This window comes from Pyramidobacter sp. C12-8 (assembly GCF_002007215.1).
Lineage (GTDB): Bacteria > Synergistota > Synergistia > Synergistales > Dethiosulfovibrionaceae > Pyramidobacter.
The window spans coordinates 67,479-87,966 of record NZ_MUHX01000003.1 but is presented as its reverse complement, the minus strand read 5'-3'; the positions used below and the strand labels follow the sequence as shown (position 1 = coordinate 87,966).

The window sequence follows — 20,488 nt, the reverse complement described above, 5'->3', positions numbered from 1 at the left end:
GCGATTTTATACTTTTATTATTCGGCTCGCCGTTTCCCGGCCACGAATATACTCACTTATGATATAATTATTTTATAGAAAATGACTCCGCGTGTTTGGGAACGCTCAAACGCTCCCGTTCGGGCACAATCAAAGCGTCGGCCCGAGGGGCTCGTTCGAGGGCGCCGGTCGAGGCCTCTTCAAGAAAACGGTTTTGTCTGCATGATCGGGAGCATCCGCACCGGCGAAGTTCGTCACGCTTCGCGGGAACGGGTGCTTTTCTCTTTTCCGGAAGGCGCCGCGCCCGTTCCCGGCCGAGGGGACAGCGGCATTCCCGCAAGATTCACGGCATTTCGAAAAGGAACGAAAGGGGCGTTTTTGATGGATTTTTCGACGACGATCAAGAAGTTGGGCATCGAACAGGCTCTCAAGTACGTGTTCAGGGAGCCCGAGAAAAATCTCAGAAAGCTGATCGACTGGGCCGACCGGTTCGACCGCGGCGAGTTCGCGCCGCAGCGTCAGGCGGTCAGAGAGGCGATCGCCAATCCGCGGGATCCTTATTATCCGCTCGTCCGCCGGCTCCTGACGGACGTGGATGCCGACGTTCTGAAGACGCTGGCGGTGAATTTCTTCGTCAACGCCAACCTGAGCGGATGGCCTGTTCAGGAACGATGCCGCCGAAAGTACGGCTGCAATATTCCCTGGGCGATCCTGATGGATCCGACGTCGGCCTGCAACCTTCACTGCACGGGCTGTTGGGCGGCGGAATACGGCAACAGCCTGAACTTGAGCCTCGACGAGATCGATAGCGTCATCCGGCAGGGCAAGGAACTGGGCGTTTACATGTATATCTACACGGGCGGCGAACCGCTGGTGCGCAGGGACGACCTCGTCCGCCTCTGCGAACGGCACCCGGACTGCGTGTTCCTCTGCTTCACCAACGCCACGCTGATCGACGAGGCTTTCGCCGACGAGATGCGGCGCGTGAAGAATTTCGTCCCCGCCATCTCGCTGGAAGGCGGCGAAGAAGCGACCGACGGCCGGCGCGGCCGTGGCGTCTACCAAAAGGCGATGCGGGCGGTCGATCTTCTGCGCCGCAAGAAGCTGTTCTACGGGATCTCCACCTGTTACACGCGCGCCAACTACGAATCGGTCACCTCGGAAGCGTTTTACGACAGCCTGATCGCCATGGGCGCCTTCTTCGTCTGGTATTTCCATTACATGCCGGTCGGCAACGACGCCGTGCCGGAGCTGCTGCCGACGGCCGAGCAGCGCCGGGGGATCTACGAGCGCATCCGCCGCTACCGCCGCACCAAGCCGCTGTTCTCGATCGACTTCCAGAACGACGCCGAGTACGTGGGCGGCTGCATCGCCGGCGGACGCCGCTACCTGCACATCAACGCCAACGGCGACATCGACCCGTGCGTGTTCGTTCATTATTCCGACTCCAACATCCGCGAGAAGACGCTGCTGGAAGCGCTGCAGTCGCCGCTGCTGATGGCCTACCACAAGGGGCAGCCGTTCAACGAGAACATGCTGCTGCCCTGCCCGATGCTGGAAAATCCGCAGAAACTCCGCGCCATGGTCTCGGCGACGGGAGCGCGCTCCACGGATCTGCAGTCGCCCGAGTCGGCGGAACACCTGTGCGCCAAGTGCGACGAATACGCCCGTCTTTGGGCGCCCGTGGCGGACGATTTATGGCAGCGCCGCCGCGCGGAAGAGAAAGAAAAGGTCGCCATCAGCGTCGAGAGCGGTTCGTAATGCCGAACGCAGAGGCGCTGCGAGGGAGATTCACAAAGCGAGCCGCGCAGACTGCGCAGCCGTCGGGGAAGTTCTGAGCGACCGCCCCCTCGCAGCGCTCGGCAAACTATGTGAGTGCTTTTTATCAAGAAATAGTATGACGATAAGAGCCCGTCTCTCGTCTCGCGGGGCACGAGTCGAGAGACGGGCTCTTTTTCGCGAAAGGATTTCGCCGCGCGGACCGCACATTCATTCCCTGCTGTTCCAGCAGTACGTGCAGAGTTTGCAGGGTTCGACGCCGACGGCGGCGAGCATGTCGTCGAGGCGGTTGAACTTGAGCGAGGAAAATCCCATCTGGCGGCGGATGCTTTTTGAGGCTATAATATTGAATAATAAGCGCACTTGTGCGTAAAATTATCAACGAGGTCGCGACCATGGAATTTAAACGAGAACAGTACCTAAAAACGTTGATCGATTGCATGCACAACGGGTTGATCAAGGTGATCACGGGGATGCGGCGGAGCGGCAAGTCGTACCTGCTGTTCAATCTTTTCACGCGGTATCTGCGGCAGTCGGGCGTGCCGGGATCACATATCGTCCCGATCGAGCTGGATGTCTGGGAAAACAGGCAATATCGGAATCCCGGCGCGATCCTGGATTATATCGAGTCGCGGATCGAGGACAGCGCGAATTATTATATCCTTCTCGACGAGGTGCAGATGCTCGACGGGTTCGAAGAGGCGCTCAATTCGCTGCTTCATGTCAAAAACGTCGACATTTACGTGACGGGGAGCAATTCAAAATTTTTGTCGAAGGACGTAATTACGGAATTCAGGGGCAGAGGGTACGAAATTCACGTTTATCCGCTGACGTTCAAAGAGTTTATGGAATCATACGAGGGCGATATTTACCGGGGCTGGGCGGACTACGTCGTTTACGGCGGGCTGCCTCTGGTCGCTTCGATGAAGACGGAAGCACAGAAGGTTAAGTATCTGACAGACCTTTTTGTGGAAACGTATTTGAAAGACATCATCGAGCGCAACCGCATCGAAAAAACGCAGGAGTTGGAAGACGTCGTCAATATTCTGGCGTCCTCGGTCGGCTCTCTGACCAATCCGAGCAAAATCCTGGCGACGTTTCGAAGCGAGCTGCATTCGCAGATCAGTCTGAACACGGTCCGGCGGTACGTCGAATATTTGGAAGACGCGTTTGTGATCAGCGCGGCGCAGCGCTACGACGTGAAGGGACGGAAATACGTCGGCTCGCCGCTAAAGTATTATTTCGAGGACGTAGGGCTGCGCAACGCCCGGCTGGACTTCCGGCAGACGGAAGAAAACCACATTATGGAAAACGTAATCTATAACGAACTGAGAAGCCGGGGCTTCGCCGTCGACGTGGGAATGGTTCGGAAGAGGGAGCGCGACGCCGGAGGGAAGCAGCTGGCCCGCCAGCTGGAAATCGATTTCGTCGCCAATTTGGGGAGTCGGCGTTATTACGTTCAGTCGGCGTTCAGTCTGGCCGGCGTCGAAAAAACCGCGCAAGAAAAAGCGCCGCTGAACTGTCTCGGCGATTCTTTCAAAAAGATCATCGTCGTCAAGGACGTCGTCAACGTGACGAGAGACGCAAACGGCATCACGACGATGAACGTTTTCGATTTTCTGACGAAGGAAAACAGCCTCGAACTGTAACGTTCCCGCGCGCTTTTGCGGTTCATACAACAGAGCCGTCCTTCCGTCCACGCGGTGCGGACGGAAGGACGGCTCTGTTGTTCACGGCGGAGTGACGGTCTATTCCCTGCCGTTCCAGCAGTACGTGCAGAGTTTGCAGGCTTCGACGCCGACGGCGGCGAGCATGTCGTCGAGGCGGTTGAACTTGAGCGAGGAAAATCCCATCTGGCGGCGGATGCCTTCCAGCATGGCGGCGTAGCGCTCCGACTCGGGATCGCAGTACTCTTCGAGGACGGCGCGCTCGGGTTCGTGCCCTTCGAGTTTGCTGACGATGCGGCGGGCGATCAGCTCCATGTCGGAATTGGAGCGCGAGAAGTTGATGTACTTGCAGCCGAACATGATCGGCGGGCAGGCGGGGCGGGCGTGGACTTCGCGCGCGCCGGTGCGGAACAGGAACTCGGTGGTCTTGCGCAGCTGCGTGCCGCGCACGATGGAGTCGTCGATGAGGAGCATGCGCTGCTTTTCGATCAGTTCATGAACGGGGATCAGCTTCATCTTGGCGATCATGTCGCGCTTGGACTGAACGGTGGGCATGAAGCTGCGCGGCCAGGTCGGCGTGTACTTGATCAGCGGGCGCGAGAAGGGCACGCCGGATTCGTTGGCGTAGCCGATGGCGTGAGCGATGCCGGAGTCGGGCACGCCGGCCACCGTGTCGATCCGCTCGCGGCTCATGCCGTCGCGCCGGGCCAGCATGCGGCCGCAGTTGTAGCGCATCCGCTCGACGGAGACGCCCTCGTAGTGCGAGGACGGATAACCGTAGTAGACCCACAGGAAGGTGCAGATGCGCATTTTTTCTCCCGGCGGCACGAGGGTGGTCACGCCTTCGGGAGTCATCAGGTCGATCTCGCCGGGGCCGAGCTCCTTGTAGTCGCGATAGCCGAGGTTGAGATAAGCGAAGGGCTCGAAGGAGGCGCAGAAACCCTCGTCCTTCAGGCCGATGGTCAGCGGCGTGCGGCCGAAGCGGTCGCGGGCGCAGTAAACGCCGTCGGCGGTCAGCACGAGCAGCGTCATGGAGCCGTCGATCATCTCCTGCGCGGAGCGGATGCCCTCGACGAGGCTGTCCTTCTGGTTGATGAGGGCGGCGACGAGCTCGGTGGAGTTGATGTCGCCGGAGGTCATTTCGAAGAAATGAATGCCGGTGTTCTTCATGATCACGTCGAGCAGATGGTCTTTGTTGTTGACCCTGCCGACGGTCGTGATCGCGTAGGTGCCGTGATGCGAACGCACCACCAGCGGCTGAGGATCGTAGTCGGAGATGCAGCCGATGCCCATGGTGCCCTGCATGGCGTTGGCCTCTTTCTCGAACTTGGTGCGGAAGGGGGAGTTTTCGATGTTGTGGATGGCGCGGTCGAACCCCTTTTTGCCGTAAACCGCCAGACCGGCGCGCCGCGTTCCCAGATGGGAATGGTAGTCCGTGCCGAAAAACAGATCGAAAACGCAGTCTTCCCTCAGCGCCGCCGCAAAAAAGCCGCCCATGATGTCTTCCCCCTGATCGCTTCGCGCTGTTCGCGAAAAAAATTCGACGCGGCTTTCTTCGGAAAACCGCGCTCCGCCGTGCAGAGATTTTACCAGAACATTTTAGCATAAAACAGGATATATTTCAGGAATGTGCCGCTGCAGATCGGCAACGGCAGTAAAAAATTCCGCTCCCAGCCCCGTTTTCGCCCCGCTAGAACGCCAGCTGCACGAGCAGCATGTAGCAGATCGTGCCGGCGGCGATGGAGAGGAGCATCTGCCGCTTCCACAAGTGCAGCCGCACGGTGACGGCGATCGAGATCAGCTCCGGCAGGCCGTGAGTGCCGCCGAGCAGACTGACGTTCTTCAGGCAGTAGACAACGAGCAGACCGAACACGGCGCCGGGTAGAGCCTTGCCCAGATAACGCACAAACGGCGGCGTTGGACGCGACGCAGAGAAGATCACGAACGGCAGAAAACGCGTAATCATCGTGCCGAGAGCGCACATAGCGACGGTGATGATTTGCTGCGACAGAGTCATTCTTCATAGCCTCCTCGGCGGACGATGGGACGACGCCAGAGCGCCAGCAGGGCAAAAATGACGAGCATCGATGGAATCATAAAGGAATCCGGGCCGCAGCAGAACAGGCACACAATCGACGCGCCCAAGCCGATCAGCGCCGTCAGGTGGCTTTTTTCCTTGAGCCATTGCTCTACGAAGATGACGACGAACATGGCCGTCATCACGAATTCCAGCCCTTCGCTGTTGAAGCGTACCAACGAGCCGAGCGCGCCGCCGAGCGCCGAGCCGCTCACCCAGTAGGCGTAATTCAGCAGCGATACAAAGAGCATGAACCAGCCGCGATCGACGCCCGCCGGAACCGCAGCGGCGCAGTTGATGGAGAAGGACTCGTCGCACATGAGAAAGATCAGCAGCGGCTTCTTCCAGCCCAGGCCTTTGAACTTCTCCAGCATGGCCAGACCGTAGAAAAGATGCCGCGCCTGGATGATCAGCGCCATCGCCAGCGCCTGCAACGGCGCGAAAGGTGCCGTTAGCATGGAAACGGCGACGAATTCCAGCGAGCCGCCGAAGATCGTCATCGCCATCAGCAGCGGATACCAGAAGCTGAACCCCGACACGTTCATGTAAACGCCGTAGGTCAGGCCGAGGAACCAGAACCCCGCAAAAATCGGGATCGTAAAAGGGAAAGCCGCTCGCAAAGCGCGGCAGATGACCGCCTTCTCGTTCATAAAAACCCCCCGTTTCACCGTAAAATGATTGACAATTATAAGACAGCATCCCTATAATGAGAATGAAAAAATAACTTTCTTTGCGCAGGCAAAAGGCTCCCGTCCGCCGGCGCGGAAACCGTCTCCCTGCGATCACCCCGCCGCCATGGCCCGTTATCTCGGACTTGTTTTCGTCAAAAAAGCGCAGGTTCTTCGCCCTTTAGAGCGCCGAAGGCGCGCCGAAAACCGCATGAAATCGCGTGCCGCATGCTTTTCGGCCGCGCCAGGGCGACATTTTCAATGATGCTTTCTCATCGAAAATCAGTATTCTAAAGGAGCGATGTCCCGTGAGCAACGAGATGGCTTTCTGCAAAACTTTTTCCGACGGTTCGCACGTCACCGTGCTGTGGAACGAGCGAGAAGGGATGCGCCTGAAAACGCCGGAAGACCTCTGGTCCCTGCCGCACGATCTGGCCTCGGAATTCCTCCGCCGCGTCGCCGAAGGGCGCCCCTCCGCCGCCGACCGCCAAATCCTGGAAGACTGCGCCGATACCGTCGAAACCGCACGGGGCGGCGCGAAAGCTCCCTGACGAACCCCGCCGGCCGAAAGGAGCGATTTTCATGATCGTGATCATGTCCGAACACGGCGTGTCCTTCACGCTCGACCAGTTCAACCGTTTGTCCCGCCCCATCGTCTCCGTGATGAGCGACCGAGGCGGAAACATCTGCACGTTCGTCGGCGAGGAGGACCGCCTGCTCGTCCGCCACGCCGACGGCTACTATGCCGACGAGTGGGGCTTCAAGTACGACGCGCTCCATTACGTCGAACTCGACGCGCAGGGACGCGAGATGAGCCGCCTTGCCGTGAACCGGGTCATTCCGGTGCGATAAGCGCCCCCGACGGAAAGCGCGCAAAAAGAGCCTTGTAAAGCCGTGCTCCGGGCTTTACAAGGCTCTTTCGCGTTCTTCGGGAGACATTTCCGGCGCCGCCAACCGAAAACAGGCACGCCGGCCTTATACTATTTCTTAATTAAAGAGACGAACGCAAGGGCGCTGCGGTCGAGGTAGTCCTAAGCGACTGAACTCCCCCGCAGCGCCCCGCAAACTATATCAGTGCTTTCTATCAAGAAATAGCCTTAAACGATTTTCGCTACGTCGTCAAAGGCGCGTTTGGGCACGAAGTAGTCGCGTTTTTCGTCCACGAAGTATTTGACGCTGCCATCGGCGCCGACGGGAACAAGCGTGCTTTTGTGCGCCGGATAGCCCAGCGCGACGACGAGAAATACGGTATCCTCCGCGGGCACGCCGAGCAGCGCGGCGATTTCGGCGCGGTTAATGGAGCCCATCAGACAGCTGCCGACGCCCGCCTCCCACGCCGTCGTGGCGATCGTGTTGGCGGCGATGCCCACATCCACGTCGGCGAACGCGCCCGAACCAGCCTTTTTGACGATGACGACAAAAGCCACGGGCTGTTCGCCCTCGGCCGGCGTACCGATCTCTTTGGGCAGATAGGCCGCCCATTTGACGAGCGGCTGCATTTTGGCCACCAGCGCGGCGCTCTGCACCGCGACGAAGCGCAGCGTTTGGGCGTTGGCCCCCGTGCTGGCGATGCGGGCGTTTTCCAGCATGGCGCGAAGCAGCCCGTCCGGCAGCGGCCGCTGTTCGAAGCGGCGGTACGTGCGGCAGCCCACATAAAGCTCGGAAAGTGTCATTCGGCATTCCTCCTTCGGGAATCGAAATTGCGTGCGTCTTTATTTTAGCAGTTTCAGGACAAAAATGGAGCAAGAAACGAAACTGTTATTCATTTAATTGCATTCTTGACAAATATAATGAACCGAAGTATCATTCACGGCATCGAACATAAGTTTATTGTCATCTCATTTAACAACAAATAAGTTTATTCAGGAGGGGTTTATCATGAAAAAACGGCACATCGGCGCGATCGGACTGGCGGCTTCTTTGTTTTTTGCCGCGGCGGCCTGGGCGACGCCCGGCGCGATGACGAAGGAAACGCTGACGGTGGGCACGGAGAGCACGTTTCCGCCGTTCGAGTTCCGCGCGCCCGACGGTTCGCCGCAGGGCTACGACATCGACCTGATCGAAAGCATCGGCACAAAGCTGGGCAAGAAGATCGAATGGGTGGACATGGCTTTCGACGGCCTGCTGCCCGCGGTGATGACGCACAAGATCGACCTGATCGCCGCCTGTATGTCGGCCACGCCCGCGCGCCGGAAGAAGATCGCCTTCACCGGCGTGACCAATCATTCCGACTCGGCGTTTTTCGTCCTGCCCGGGCACGAAAAGGCCGCGGCGGCGGACTTTGCCGGCATGACCATCGCCACGCAGCTGGGCACGATCCAGGACGCTTACGCGCACACGATCCCGAACGCCGTCGTCAAGAACTACCAGAAAAGCGACGACTGTCTGCGCGAGGTGCTTTTCGGCCGCGCCGACGCCGCGCTGCTGGACGGCCCCGTGGGCTACAAGTACTGTCAGGCCAAAGATTTCGCCGGCAAGATCGCCGTCTGTGCCGTGACCAACGTGGCCACGGAATCGAAAGGCTCGGCCTTCGGCGCCGCCAAGGACGATCCGGAACTGCTGGCTGCCGTGGACAAGGCGCTGGAAGAGATGAAGCAGAGCGGCGAGTTCCAGGCTCTGCGCGACAAATGGGACCTCGACGACTGGAAGAAGAACGTCAAGTAACTCCGGTTCCTTTCCGATGCGAAGAAGAGCGCGCGGTATATGCCCGTCGTCAATGTTCCACGTGGAACATTCCGCACGCCGTTTCACGGCGCGCTCCGGCGCAGGCGCGCAAAGACCTTGCGGAGATCCAACCGCGCTGCCCGCGAGGCGCGGACGGCTGCCCCACGACCGCGAACGGCTTTTCGCCTGCCTGACGGCCGCCGCGGCCAAGCTCGGCGGAGACGTTTTGGACAAGCCCGTCCGGCGCCGGACGGCGCTTTGAAAAACCCTCCGCGTTTCCCGATTACATAAATAGAAAAACTTATGCGGATTTGCCGAGACCGAAAAACTCGGATATAATACGGGCGCTGTAAATTTCTTCTATGTTGAAAGGAAGTCAAAAAGAATGAAGAAGTATCTCGCTGAATTTGTCGGCACCTTTGTGCTCGTGCTCTTCGGCTGCGGCACGGCCGTCGTGCTGGGCTGCAACGGCGCGCAGGTCAACGCCGCCTATCTGGGCACGGCGCTGGCGTTCGGCCTGGCGATCGTCGCCATGGCCTATTCCATCGGCAACGTTTCCGGCTGCCACGTCAATCCCGCCGTCTCGCTGGGCGTGCTGCTGACCGGCGGCATGAGCTTCGGCGACTTTATCGGCTACGTGATCGCCCAGTTCGCCGGCGCCACGGCCGGTGCGGCTCTGCTCGGCTACCTCTGCGGCTGGGACAGCGGCTTCGGCGCCAACGCGCTGTATGGCGGCGACGTGGTGAAGAGCTTCGCCGTCGAGGGCGTGCTCACCGCCACGTTCGTGCTGACGATTCTCGGCGTCACCTCCAAGTCTGGCCACAACAAGTTCGCCGGCCTCGCCATCGGCCTGACGCTGATTCTGATCCACATTTTCGGCATCCACTTCACGGGCACCAGCGTCAATCCCGCCCGCAGCTTCGGCCCCGCCTTCTTCGCCAAGGGAGCCGCCATGGCAGACCTCTGGGTCTTCATCGCCGCGCCTCTGGCCGGCGCGGTCGTCGCCGCGATCGTCTGGAAGGCGATCGAGCCCGAGACCGAATAGTTCTTTTGCTCCGTCCCAAAGAAAAGCCGTTTCCCGCTGAGGGAGGCGGCTTTTTTGTATGCGCGCGTCGTCCCGATGCCGTTGCAGCGTTTCCTGCGCAGAATATCGTACTGATTTCCAATAAAAAGGCATCATTGAAAAGCGGGATCAGGGCGCGGGAATCGGCAGAAACGATTCGCGGTCCGCGCAGGCACTCCCGACGAAAAAAGGCGTGACGCTCGAACGAACGTCACGCCCTTTGTTTGTATGAACTGCGTTTTCTACATGCGAGAGCCGCAGGCCCCCTCCGCGCTACTTATTGAACGCGATTTCGAGCTGAGTGCCGAGAAGGTCGCGATCGCCGCCGTTGAAGCTCTCCCAGAAATACCACAGCAGAATGGCGCCGATCAGCCCGCCTCCGACATCGACGACGATGAAACAGCTCCACGCGCCGTCAAGGCCCATCAGCTGCGGCAGAACCAACAGCGCCGGCAGGAAAAGGAACCCCTGGCGGCAGAAGTTGAGGAACAGACTCACGCCCGAACGTCCCACGGCGAGAAACGCGTTCGAGGCGACGATGCCTGCCGCCGCAAAAGGCATGCCAAGATAGCCGATGCGCATGGCCCGCACCGTGAGGCGGATCAAGGCCTCGTCGTCGGCCGCGAAGAGCGTGACCATGGCGCGCGTAAGAGACTCGGCGCCGATGAACGAAATCGCGAAATAGACGGAGCTGACGGCAAGCGCGCATAAAATCGTGCGTTTGACGCGGTCCGACCGCTGGGCGCCGTAGTTGTAGCCGACAATGGGCTGAAGCCCTTCGCCGACGCCGAACACGGGCAGATAGATCAGGTTGTCCAAGCAAAAGAAGATGCCCACGGCCGAAATGGCCAGATCGCCGCCGAGATCGTTGACAACGTTGTTGAAGAGCATCATGCTGACCGTGTAAAAGAGCTCCATTAAAAAGGGAGAGGCGCCCACAAGGAGCATCTCCCTGACGATGTCCCCATTGGGTTTCAGCGACGCGGCGCTGATCCGCAGCGATCCCGCGCCCTTGAGATAAAACAGCGCCACCCAGACGAACGAGGCGATCTGGGCCAGCGACGTCCCCAGCGCCGCCCCGGCGATGCCCATGCGCATGCGCGCAATGAAGAGCCAGTCCAGGAACACGTTCATGCCCGCGCCGACGCACAGCGTCCACATGGCGTAACGGGGGTGCCCCTCGGCGCGGATCAGATAGTTCAGCGAGAATCCCAACAGGTTGAAGGGCATTCCCCAGAACAAAATTTCCGTGTAAATGCGAGTCTGCGGCGCCAGATGGGGCGAGGCGCCGAACGCTTTCACCAGCCCGTCGAGGCAGAACAGCCCCGCGGCCGTGAAAAGCGCGGCGAACAGCGTCATGACCGCCGCGGCGTTACCGAGGACCGTTTCGGCATCCCGACGCCGTCCCTCGCCGAGCAGGCGCGACATCTGCGATGCGGCGCCGACGCCGACGAGCGAGCCGACGGCGATCACGAAAACCGTCAGCGGAAACGTCAGTCCGACGGCGCCAAGACCGTCGGCGCCGGTGAAACGGCCGATGAAGAGACGGTCGACGATGTTGTAAAAGGCGTTGGCCACAAGGCCAAGCGTGGCAGGCGCAGAAAACCGGAAGAGCAAACGGGCGACGGAGCCCTGACTCATGCTGGTCAACGTGGAAGTCTGAGTCATGATAAATCAACCTCATTTCGAATTCAGACACGAACGCGGGACAAAATTTTTGTCTACATTCACTTTTTCCTTCTCAAGTGGAGTGTGGAAATTCCTCATGGAATTCCTCATGCGCATGATTACATTATATATGAAAATCGAATAGATTCAAATGCGATAGGACCCGATAGCCTTGAATAGGAAAGGATAGGGACGATTCAATCGCAAAAATCGGGGTGGAAAGCAAATTTGCCGTTGGGTCCTTGCCGGTCTGAAAAAACACGAGGGGAGCTGCAGTAAGCGCTTGCAAAAAAAGAGAGGCTCTGTACACAAACAGGAAAGCTCACGAAATCTCGCGTTTTCGCCATTCAACGCTCGTGCAAAAACGCGTGATTCACGAGAGCTCCTGCCGCGACGTCTTGACGGCGACGGTGCGGCTGATGATGCGCCGCCGCGGTCCCGTTTCCGTAGCCGTGATCTCGATCCAGCCGAGCTTGCTCAGGTCGCGCAGCGCTTGGGCGACCTTCTCCTTCTTCACTCCAAGCAGCGCCGCGAATTCTTCGAAATGGATCCGTCCGCCGCTGCGCCGCGCCTGCCATTGCAGCAGCACCATCCACAGCAGTCTGCACATCGTGCGCGGCTTCATGGCGCGGTACCATACGAGCAACGGCTCGTCGTCGGCCGCGGCAGGAACGGGGGCAGGCGTCGGCTCGGGAGGGTGCGGCGCGTCGGGAGCGCCTTGGACGATTTTTCCCAAAAGATTCAGAGCGTCAGTGATCTCAGCGCCCAAAAAATTTTCATCCGTGCTTTTTGCCATTAAAAATCGCTCCTCCTCTGCCTCAGGCGATCAGGACCTGAAGCGCCAGATCGCGGAAAAAGTCGTAAGCGTCCTTGTCTTTAGCGGGATCGAGTCCTTCGAAGCCGAGATAGCTGTTATAGCAGTTTGAGATCGCCGAGCGGTTAGGCGCCTCGCGGCAGCGGATGCCGCTCTGACCGAGCTGTTTGGAAACGGCGTCGCGGATATCGCGGTCGAGCGCGCGGCGCCTGTCGTAGCGCGAGAAGATGACGCCGTAAAGTTTCAGCTGCGCGTTGTACTGGCTGTAACGGCTAAATGTGCTGATAAACTGGGGCAGCGTCGCGATGGCCTGACGGCTGGGATCGATGGGGACGAAAACGCCCGATCCGGCCATCAGCGCGTTTCTCAACGCCAGCGTATCGGAAGGCGGCGTGTCGATCAGGATCAGCGAATAATCGTCGGCCGCCGCGGCCAGATACTGCGCCAAACGGGCCTCCCGATCGCCCTCGGGCGAAGGAATGACGTCGGAAACGGATATATGCGCCGGCAGCAGGTCGATATGGCGGTAGCGTGTCGGGTGGAACAGCGTTTTCGCCGCGCCCGGAAAAGGATACGGTTCGAAAAGCGCGCGCAGCGTCCGCGCTTCCTCCGGCTTCTTGTCGCGCAGGAAGAAATCGGTACTCGACCCCTGCGGGTCGGTGTCGACGACCAGCAGACGCCGCTCGGAACCGTATTCATCCCAGATTTTCTCGATCGCGGTGCCCAGAAAGCAGGTGATCGTCGTCTTGCCGACGCCCCCTTTGAGCAGCGAAACGACGATACGCTTCTGACGGAAGGGCGTTGATGCCGCCGGCTCGGACAACTGCGGGCGAATGTCGGCGGGCTGCGGCTCCAGAGGCGTGTCAGCCTCTTCCGCCGCCTCGGCAGCCCAGAGGCCATCGCTTGCCCCACGCACTTCGGCGCTGGAAGCGGAAATATTCGCGGGTATGCCCTTTTCTTCGCCTTGCGGCTCGACTCCGGGGACGATGCACGCCGAATCGCTGACGGCGACCTGACCGCACGGTGTCTCGCCAATACCCGTCAGAATGCCGTCATGAGCGGTTTCTTCGTTCATCGTTTCCTCGCCGTCAAGCTGCCCGAGCGGCGACATATGGCGCCCACGGGTCTCCTGTAACGTTTCGTCCTTGCCGGCGGTGGCAAAAAGCTCCTCCCCTTCCGCGCCCCGCGCGTCGGGTTTCGAAAAGCCGGCACCGTCCCGCGGGAGATCATCCGCTGCGGACTGGAAAAGAAGCGGCTCGTCGACGGAGAGAACGCCGCCTTCCTCTTCCTTGGTCGCGACGGAAGCTTTGGTTCGCGGCGCGGCTGCCGCCGTCTCGAGATCCTCGTCGGTACCTTCTTGCCCCGGAACTCCCGCGGCGATATTTTCCGCCATCGCGGGCAGCATGACCGTCGCTTGAACCGCTTCATCACCTCTTTTACACACGGCTGGCGCCGCGAAGCCGTCAAGGTCGTCCGGCAGCTCTTCAGGCAAAGTCGGCAGGTCATTCGCCGCTCCTTCCCCGGAGAGCGCGCGGCGCGGTCTCTCCAGTTCTGCCGCCGCGTTCAGCGCGGCGAAAAACGTATCGTCGCTTGCGGGGCGCTCGTTTCTTTTCGCCTCCGCAGCTGCGACCAGCGCGGCGAAAAGCGTTTCGTCTCCTGCTGGCAGCGTGGCATTCTGCGCTTCCGCCGCCGCCACGAGCGCGGCAAAGAGCGTATCGTCGCCAACCGGCATCGCGTCTTCGCCGCCATTCTCCGGCTCCAGAAGCCCGGCGTCGTCCAGAAACCAACGCCACAAACCGCGCAATGTGTCCGACAAAGCCATTCCATTCACCGTCCGTCTCTAAAAATTCCAGCTTTCGCCGCGGCCGCCTCCAATAGAAAAAGCCGCTGCGTTTCAGCCGCTGAACGACAGTTTATCATATTGCCGCCGACTCTGAATCCATATTTCAACGAAGTTACGAAAACTATTTTGGGAACGGGGCGCTCTGCCCAATGGAAATTTCCGCGCTTGCGGAGCTTTTCGCCGTCCGCCGGTATTTCTCATCTCATGACCTTATCCAGCAAAGACTGATAGCTGTCTACGACGTCATAGATAACGCTGTCGCTGCTAATCGCCTTGAAATGTTCCCGCGCGCAGTGGATTTTTGATTCTTCGATCAGTCTCAGCTGCATCGATGACATGGAGCCCTTCGTCTCCGCGACGAAGTAGACGTGCTTGACGTTGCCTTCATAGAACGCGATCGCCCAGTCGGGATTGTAGCGCCCCACCGGGGTGGAAATGTAAAAACCGTCCGGCAGTTTAACGTAGACTGCAACTTCTCCGCTTGTATCGAGCGCTTCGGCAAATTTTTGCTCGTTGGAAGAGTCGTAGACGATGTGATCGTAAAGATGCTTCCGAGTCTTCATCGCGTTGACGCCCAAGCGGCCTTTGATGGTCGGATCGGTAAAGATGTCGGTTTCGTAACGGTCGTTCAACAAGTTGTACGCGATATGCTGAATGATGACCGTCGCCTTCTCTTCGTTGATGAGAGTCCCCGCCTTGATGATGAATTCCTCCGGGTTTTCCCTGAACTGATCGAAGACGGTTTTCTCGATGCCGGCAAGGATTTCTACGATCGCTCTGCGGGTCAGGCCGGTTTCCTCCACCAGCTTGCCGACGAGATCGTATTTCACGCGGCCGTTCACGGCGATTCTCCTGCCAGCGTCATACACGGCCGAAGCGTCCCTGATAAAAGCGCCGCCGCTCTTCAAGTCTTCTTTCGACGTGATTTCCGTCAGAGAACCGCTCTCGACCTTGAAGTATATTTTCGCCACGCGCAATTTTCGGTTCAGCGCGTCGATCGATTTTTTCGTCAGCTCGTCCGTATTGAAGTCCACGGCATACGCGGATTTGGGGCTGATACGCTTCCAAAGTTCTTTGAACTCCGGCATGGCCAGTTTTTCCTGATCGACGCGCAGCTCCACGTTTATGTCGCGGGCGTTTTCAGGCTGCATCCGCCTGGCGTCGTAGATGGAATCCACGATGGCGATCACCGATTCGGCGCAGTCCGCCGCTTCTTCGGCGACTTTCACTTCTCCGTTGGCCCTGTCCCGATAATATGTGTCGGTCAGCGCCCCTCTCTTGTCGACGTAGCCGTTCTTGATCATATCGAAATAAATTGCCTGAGCCGTCTCGCCGTCCACGATCTGCTCGTTGCCGTCGGCGTCCCTCAGAACCCGCCCCTTGAACAGTTCGGGCGCGACTGCCTGCGGTCGGTCGGCGACCGCCTCGGCAAGTTCGTTCTGCAGCCCTTTGGCGAAACGGTCGTAGCTTTCGCTGGCGATGACCGTCAGCACGTTGACGTTGTGAACGTCGTCGCCGAGCGCGTTCGTATCCATGCGCTCCCCATCCTGATCGACGCACAGGCGCAGACCCCGTCCGACTTCCTGACGCTTGCGCACGTCGCTGCCGCTCTGCTTCAACGTGCAGATCTGGAAGACGTTGGGATTGTCCCAGCCTTCGCGCAAAGCCGAATGCGAAAAGATAAAACGCACCGGCGACCGTTTTGGATCCCGGTCGAGCAGCAGTTCCTTGTTCTTCATGATCAGGTCGTAAGCGTCGATGTCGTCGGAAGTTTTTTCCGACTTGTTGCCGAGTTTGCCGTCGGTCATGCGCCCCTTTTTGTCGATGGAAAAATATCCGGCGTGAGTCTCGCAGGCGGAGATGGAATCCAGATACTTCACGTACTGTTCGTCGCCGATCTCGCGCTGTACGGCGCCGACGACGTCGCGGTACTCTTCCTCGAACATGTCCGCGTAAACGCCGTTGCGCGCCTGCCCGGCTGCGTCGTACTGCCTGTATTTGGCGACCTCGTCGATAAAGAACAGGGAGAGCACCTTGATCCCCTTGCAGAAAAGCCGGCGTTCGCGCTCGATGTGCGAGAGAATCGTTTCCCTGATCTGAATGCGGCGAATCTGGTCGTCGCCGACCGCGCCGATCACGTCGCCCGCGCGCAGCCTGATCCCGTTCAGAAACTCCACGGAATTGTCCCGCCCGTCGATCGCCTTCACCACGTAACCGTCCCTGTATTCTTCCATCCCGTTGGAGTGGTCGAAGAGATTGAAGCCGATCCCCACCGTTCGGCTCACCTTTCGGAGGGCGGACGCGCCTTTGCAGTCGAATTGAATCGTCGCGGTCGGATCGGCCTTGGACAGATTGACGCTCTCCAGATAGACGTATCCGTCCGTCGCCGTGCTACCGGACTCGGCGATGCCCTTGACGGAGATTTTTTTGACCAGGCGCTTGTTGTAAGCTTCCATCGCGTCCAGACGATACACCATGTTGTAGACGCTGTCGGCCCTGTGAGTCGCAGAATAGCGCAGCGTCAAAAGCGGATTGAACTCCTTCAGCCGCTCCTTCGTCTGCTTGCCCTCGACGGACTGCGGCTCGTCAATGATCAGGATAGGGTTGGTCCTGGCGATAATGTCGATCGGCCGGCGGGAGCGGAACTCGTCCAGCTTCATGTAAATGCGCCGCGCGTCCTTTCCCCTGGCGTTAAACGCCTGCGAATTGATGATCATGGCGTTGATCGCGCTGTCCGAGGCAAAACGGTCGATTTCAGTGAGCTGTGCGGAGTTGTAGATAAAGAAACGGATCTTCCTGCCGTACTCCTCGGCGAAGTGTTCCTGCGTCACGTCGAAAGACTTGTAAACGCCCTCGCGGATCGCAATGCTGGGAACGACGACAATGAACTTGCTCCAGCCGTAATGCTTGTTCAGTTCGTACATCGTCTTGATGTACGTATACGTTTTGCCGACGCCCGTTTCCATTTCGACCGTCAGATTGTAGCGTCCTTCCAGCTTTCGGGAAGGAGCGATCCCGTTCGTCCGCTGAACCTTGTTCAGCTGCTCCAAAATACGATCGTCGGAAAGCCCCGGCACAATACGCTCGTTGCGCCAGCCTGTGTAATCTTCCTCCTCCGTCAGGCTCCGCTGATAATTTACGCCCCGATCCATCAGATATGAAGGCGTGAGATACGGCTGTCCGGCAAAAACGTCGACGACCGCCTTGGCCGCGTCGGCCTGGAACTTCTGACGCTTGAACCGCAGCTTCATCGTTCCTCGCCCCCGGTTTCTTCTTTGAGCCATTCTTTCAGTTTCTTTTGCAGGACTTCTTTATCCGGCAGGTACAATTCGTATCTGGAAGCGTAGATATTTGCGTCCTTTGGCAGCGTCATTTCGACCATACTGTCGTTTTTGTCGCTGCAGAGAAGGATGCCGACGGTAGGATTTTCATCGTCCGTTTTTTCGTATCTGTCGTAATAATTTACGTACATCTGCATCTGTCCAATGTCTTGGTGCTTCAGCTTCCCGACCTTTAAATCGATCAGCACAAAACACTTCAGAAGCCTGTTATAAAGTACCAAATCTACCCTGAAATGATCCTCGTCAAAACTGAATCGCACCTGTCTGCCGACAAATGTAAATCCCTTTCCCATTTCCATCAGGAATTCCTGCAGATGGCCGATGATTCTTGACTCCAGTTCCGACTCCGCGTACTCCGGCTTATCCTGCAAACCGAGAAATTCAAGAACGTAAGGGTCTTTTTTCAGGTCGTCCGCGTTCTCGACGCTCTGCCCTTTTTCAGCCAAGGCGAGAATATTTTTCCTCTCCGCCCCCAACAGCAGCCTCTCGTACAGCGAACTGCCATACTGACGCTGAAGCGTTCTGACGCTCCAGTTTCCCTTGTACGCCTCTATCTCGTAAAAGCGTCTCTCGTCATTGTTGCGAATACGGCAAAGGATCAGATAATGGGAGAACGACAATCTAAAAGGCGGTTCTTCCTCCAAAAACCGAAACACCGCATCGGATTTTTCCTCTGCGAATTTCCGAAACACCGTATCGGAAATTCGATCCTGATAATTCAGATAAAACTTCCTTGCGTTCTCGAGCGTATCAACCGAGAACCCCTTGCCGAACCGTTCCGTCAAGACGTCGGACAAATTTTTTATAATCTGCCTGCCATATTCTGCCCGCCGTTCGCCATGCTGCTGCCCTTCGATAATCCAGCGGCCGATGGAGTAAAAGGTCATCAACTGCACCGTGTTGATCTGCCGTGCCGCAGTGTGGCGAGCGTACTGAATAAGCTGAATCGCATTCTGGCACAAGGTGTCCAGCCCCACGGCAGGAACGGCAGAAGTTTTTGGGGCCAGTTCCGCATTCTTTTTCATTTCGCCCCTCCTTAAAGCACCCTGACGCGCTTGCTGATGTCGCCCGCATCCTCCGGCATGTACGACTTGAAAATCTCGAACGCGTTGATCTTCGACGGACTGTCGGCGAAGCAGGAATCGCGGAACACCGCGCGCAGCGGCTTGCGCTTGGCGATCTCCCTGACGACCGATTCGGGAATTCTGTCGGCAAAACAGGCGATCAGATCGCCGTCGCCCACGGTGTGCACCGTGCAGCCGCCGATCTGCTCCGAACGGTACGGCATCGAGAGCGGCAGCCCCCAATCCAGCAGGCAGCCGAACAGCAGGTCGAGATCGCCGCGGCCGTCCTTGATGTTGGAGATCATGTCCTCGAGCCGACGCTGGTCGATCTCGTCCGCGGCGTAATAGACGCCTTTCATGTTGGAATCGTCCAGCTTGAAGACGCGGAAACCGACGTCCAACGAAGAATTGCCCGCCTCCGCTTTTTCATTCCTGATTTTCTCGCCCGCGCGGCGGATGCGCTCTTTGCCGATTTCGCAGATATTCTTGTAACCGGCTTTAAAGGCTTCGCTTTTCTCGTTGCACGCTTCGGGAAGCTGAACCATGATAAATTTTCTTTGTCCGCCGTCTTCGGCGTTGAGCTGCATCACCGCGTGAGCGGTAGTGGCTGAGCCGGAGAAGAAGTCGAGAACGAGAGAATCCTTTTCCGTATGGGCGAGGGTGAGCAGACGTTTCAGCAAACGGACGGGCTTGGGGCCGTTGAAATAACCGCCGCCCAGCAGTTTGCCTACCTCCTGCGCGCCTTCTTGGCTGTGCCCTACCTCCTTGTAGAACAAGATCGAAGTGGGCGCCATGCCGTCAAATTTCAGCTCCGACAAGAAACGTTTAATTCGTGGTACGCCATTGCCGTTAGGACCGAACCAGATTCGATTGTCGCGGAGTCTCTCCAAAAACGCGTTTTTGGAGAGCCTCCAGCAGCGACCTGCTGGAGGCTCTCTCACGACCCCCGAAGGGGTCGTAATTGGATAGTCGCAGTCAGGCGTATAAGTTTTAACTGTCATATTATCAGACATCCATATTCCGCGCGGGTCGTCGTCGGGATTTGAATAGCGCGCATTGGCTTCGATCGTCCGCGGTAGGCGGCCGACGACGAAGTCGTTGATGTTGCGCGCGTACATCAACACGTAATCGTGACTGTTCGAGATAAAACGCGCGTCGTTTTTGGGAGAGTAGGCGCGTTCCCAGACAAGCTGGGCGACGAAGTTTTGCGCGCCGAAGATCTCCTCGCATATTTTCCGCATATTCGCGACTTCATGATCGTCGATGCTGATAAAGATCACGCCGTCGTCGCGGAGCAGGCTTGCCGCCAGCTTCAGGCGCGGATAGATCATCGAACACCAGTCCGAATGAAAGCGGCCGTTGGTATCGGTATTCCTGAACAGCCGGTTATCTTCTTCGTCAAATACGCCCATCTGGCGGTTTTCTTCGTCCTGAGACCGCACGAAATCGTCGGCGTAAACGAAGTCGTTCCCGGTATTGTACGGCGGGTCGATGTAGATCATCTTGACTTTGCCGAGGTAGCTTTCCTGCAGCAGCTTCAGCACTTCCAGATTGTCGCCCTCGATGTAGAGGTTCTCCGTCGTGTCCCAGTTCTTGCTCTCCGCGGGGCAGGGGCGCAGGGTCTTGCGAATGGGCCGGTTGGCCTCCAGGATCGCCGCCTTTTTGCCCACCCAGGTGAATTCATACGCCTCGTCGCCGTCGATGACTTCATCAGAGAGCATCTGCTTGAGAATCTTGAAGTTGACGGCCTTTTTCAGCGTGCCGTGTGCGTCGATCGTCTCCGTAACGCAGTTCGGAAACATCGCCCCGATCTTCTCAACGTTCCCCGCCGTCAGATCCGGGGATTCCATTCGCATTTTAT

The 20,488-nt window shown here is 58.4% G+C and carries 17 protein-coding genes; 7 read left to right on the top strand and 10 right to left on the bottom strand.

All coding sequences use genetic code 11. The features are described 5' to 3' along the window. The first annotated feature begins 201 nt into the window (after positions 1-201). Positions 202-1,740, top strand: coding sequence for a radical SAM protein (locus B0D78_RS01730; RefSeq protein WP_240496087.1), 1,539 nt, complete (start codon positions 202-204; stop codon positions 1,738-1,740). 413 nt (positions 1,741-2,153) lie between these two features. After that, a complete protein-coding gene (locus B0D78_RS01725; protein ID WP_078015265.1) occupies positions 2,154-3,407 on the top strand; it encodes an ATP-binding protein in 1,254 nt (417 codons plus the stop codon). Between the two features lie 99 nt (positions 3,408-3,506). On the opposite strand, the gene B0D78_RS01720 is transcribed toward B0D78_RS01725, so the two are convergent. The 3 genes from B0D78_RS01720 to B0D78_RS01710 all read right to left on the bottom strand — a co-directional run bounded on the left by B0D78_RS01720 (position 3,507) and on the right by B0D78_RS01710 (position 6,152). Then, on the bottom strand, positions 3,507-4,922 hold the full coding sequence (locus tag B0D78_RS01720) for an amidophosphoribosyltransferase (protein ID WP_078015264.1): 1,416 nt from the start codon (positions 4,920-4,922) through the stop codon (positions 3,507-3,509). A gap of 193 nt (positions 4,923-5,115) precedes the next feature. After that, on the bottom strand, positions 5,116-5,442 hold the full coding sequence (locus tag B0D78_RS01715; RefSeq protein ID WP_078015263.1) for a branched-chain amino acid transporter permease: 327 nt from the start codon (positions 5,440-5,442) through the stop codon (positions 5,116-5,118). Then, positions 5,439-6,152 carry an AzlC family ABC transporter permease gene (locus B0D78_RS01710; protein ID WP_078015262.1) on the bottom strand — a complete coding sequence of 238 codons (714 nt, stop codon included), beginning with the start codon at positions 6,150-6,152 and terminating at the stop codon, positions 5,439-5,441. Before B0D78_RS01710 ends, B0D78_RS01715 begins: the two co-directional genes overlap by 4 nt. A 326-nt stretch (positions 6,153-6,478) precedes the next feature. Between B0D78_RS01710 and B0D78_RS01705 the strand changes: the two genes are divergently transcribed. Both B0D78_RS01705 and B0D78_RS01700 read left to right on the top strand, forming a co-directional pair. Further along, a complete protein-coding gene (locus B0D78_RS01705) occupies positions 6,479-6,721 on the top strand; it encodes a hypothetical protein (RefSeq protein WP_078015261.1) in 243 nt (80 codons plus the stop codon). Positions 6,722-6,752: 31 nt separating this feature from the next. Then, a complete protein-coding gene (locus B0D78_RS01700) occupies positions 6,753-7,022 on the top strand; it encodes a hypothetical protein (RefSeq protein WP_078015260.1) in 270 nt (89 codons plus the stop codon). A gap of 245 nt (positions 7,023-7,267) precedes the next feature. Here the strand turns inward: B0D78_RS01700 and B0D78_RS01695 are convergent, their stop codons facing one another. Further along, positions 7,268-7,843 carry a nitroreductase family protein gene (locus B0D78_RS01695; protein WP_078015259.1) on the bottom strand — a complete coding sequence of 192 codons (576 nt, stop codon included), beginning with the start codon at positions 7,841-7,843 and terminating at the stop codon, positions 7,268-7,270. Positions 7,844-8,048: 205 nt separating this feature from the next. On the opposite strand from B0D78_RS01695, the gene B0D78_RS01690 reads away from it, so the two are divergent. The 3 genes from B0D78_RS01690 (at position 8,049) to B0D78_RS01680 (ending at position 9,879) form a co-directional block, all read left to right on the top strand. After that, positions 8,049-8,834, top strand: coding sequence for a transporter substrate-binding domain-containing protein (locus B0D78_RS01690; protein WP_078015258.1), 786 nt, complete (start codon positions 8,049-8,051; stop codon positions 8,832-8,834). Positions 8,835-8,895: 61 nt separating this feature from the next. Next, on the top strand, positions 8,896-9,096 hold the full coding sequence (locus B0D78_RS12705; RefSeq protein WP_168169957.1) for a hypothetical protein: 201 nt from the start codon (positions 8,896-8,898) through the stop codon (positions 9,094-9,096). A 123-nt stretch (positions 9,097-9,219) separates the two neighbouring features. Further along, a complete protein-coding gene (locus tag B0D78_RS01680; RefSeq protein WP_078015256.1) occupies positions 9,220-9,879 on the top strand; it encodes an MIP/aquaporin family protein in 660 nt (219 codons plus the stop codon). Positions 9,880-10,170: 291 nt separating this feature from the next. Here the strand turns inward: B0D78_RS01680 and B0D78_RS01675 are convergent, their stop codons facing one another. The 6 genes from B0D78_RS01675 to B0D78_RS01650 all read right to left on the bottom strand — a co-directional run bounded on the left by B0D78_RS01675 (position 10,171) and on the right by B0D78_RS01650 (position 20,483). Further along, positions 10,171-11,565 carry an MATE family efflux transporter gene (locus tag B0D78_RS01675; protein WP_078015255.1) on the bottom strand — a complete coding sequence of 465 codons (1,395 nt, stop codon included), beginning with the start codon at positions 11,563-11,565 and terminating at the stop codon, positions 10,171-10,173. A 373-nt stretch (positions 11,566-11,938) separates the two neighbouring features. Then, the gene (locus B0D78_RS01670; protein WP_078015254.1) at positions 11,939-12,361 is read right to left on the bottom strand and encodes a helix-turn-helix domain-containing protein; all 423 of its coding nucleotides are present in this window, start codon (positions 12,359-12,361) and stop codon (positions 11,939-11,941) included. A gap of 22 nt (positions 12,362-12,383) precedes the next feature. Further along, positions 12,384-14,201 carry a ParA family protein gene (locus B0D78_RS01665; protein ID WP_078015253.1) on the bottom strand — a complete coding sequence of 606 codons (1,818 nt, stop codon included), beginning with the start codon at positions 14,199-14,201 and terminating at the stop codon, positions 12,384-12,386. A 218-nt stretch (positions 14,202-14,419) separates the two neighbouring features. After that, on the bottom strand, positions 14,420-17,473 hold the full coding sequence (locus B0D78_RS01660; protein ID WP_078015252.1) for a type III restriction-modification system endonuclease: 3,054 nt from the start codon (positions 17,471-17,473) through the stop codon (positions 14,420-14,422). Continuing rightward, positions 17,470-18,588, bottom strand: a complete 1,119-nt coding sequence (locus B0D78_RS01655) for a PDDEXK nuclease domain-containing protein (protein ID WP_078015251.1) — start codon at positions 18,586-18,588, stop codon at positions 17,470-17,472. The genes B0D78_RS01660 and B0D78_RS01655 overlap by 4 nt, the downstream gene beginning before the upstream one ends. 11 nt (positions 18,589-18,599) lie before the next feature. Then, positions 18,600-20,483 (bottom strand): site-specific DNA-methyltransferase, encoded by a 1,884-nt coding sequence (locus B0D78_RS01650; RefSeq protein WP_240496090.1) that lies wholly within the window; start codon positions 20,481-20,483, stop codon positions 18,600-18,602. Between the last annotated feature and the right edge of the window lie 5 nt (positions 20,484-20,488).

Coding starts and splice junctions, on each gene's coding strand:
- B0D78_RS01730 (WP_240496087.1), top strand. CDS start 202: ATGATCGGGAGCATCCGCACCGGCGAAGTTCGTCACGCTTCGCGGGAA.
- B0D78_RS01725 (WP_078015265.1), top strand. CDS start 2,154: ATGGAATTTAAACGAGAACAGTACCTAAAAACGTTGATCGATTGCATG.
- B0D78_RS01720 (WP_078015264.1), bottom strand. CDS start 4,922: ATGGGCGGCTTTTTTGCGGCGGCGCTGAGGGAAGACTGCGTTTTCGAT.
- B0D78_RS01715 (WP_078015263.1), bottom strand. CDS start 5,442: ATGACTCTGTCGCAGCAAATCATCACCGTCGCTATGTGCGCTCTCGGC.
- B0D78_RS01710 (WP_078015262.1), bottom strand. CDS start 6,152: ATGAACGAGAAGGCGGTCATCTGCCGCGCTTTGCGAGCGGCTTTCCCT.
- B0D78_RS01700 (WP_078015260.1), top strand. CDS start 6,753: ATGATCGTGATCATGTCCGAACACGGCGTGTCCTTCACGCTCGACCAG.
- B0D78_RS01695 (WP_078015259.1), bottom strand. CDS start 7,843: ATGACACTTTCCGAGCTTTATGTGGGCTGCCGCACGTACCGCCGCTTC.
- B0D78_RS01690 (WP_078015258.1), top strand. CDS start 8,049: ATGAAAAAACGGCACATCGGCGCGATCGGACTGGCGGCTTCTTTGTTT.
- B0D78_RS01680 (WP_078015256.1), top strand. CDS start 9,220: ATGAAGAAGTATCTCGCTGAATTTGTCGGCACCTTTGTGCTCGTGCTC.
- B0D78_RS01675 (WP_078015255.1), bottom strand. CDS start 11,565: ATGACTCAGACTTCCACGTTGACCAGCATGAGTCAGGGCTCCGTCGCC.
- B0D78_RS01670 (WP_078015254.1), bottom strand. CDS start 12,361: ATGGCAAAAAGCACGGATGAAAATTTTTTGGGCGCTGAGATCACTGAC.
- B0D78_RS01665 (WP_078015253.1), bottom strand. CDS start 14,201: ATGGCTTTGTCGGACACATTGCGCGGTTTGTGGCGTTGGTTTCTGGAC.
- B0D78_RS01660 (WP_078015252.1), bottom strand. CDS start 17,473: ATGAAGCTGCGGTTCAAGCGTCAGAAGTTCCAGGCCGACGCGGCCAAG.
- B0D78_RS01655 (WP_078015251.1), bottom strand. CDS start 18,588: ATGAAAAAGAATGCGGAACTGGCCCCAAAAACTTCTGCCGTTCCTGCC.
- B0D78_RS01650 (WP_240496090.1), bottom strand. CDS start 20,483: ATGCGAATGGAATCCCCGGATCTGACGGCGGGGAACGTTGAGAAGATC.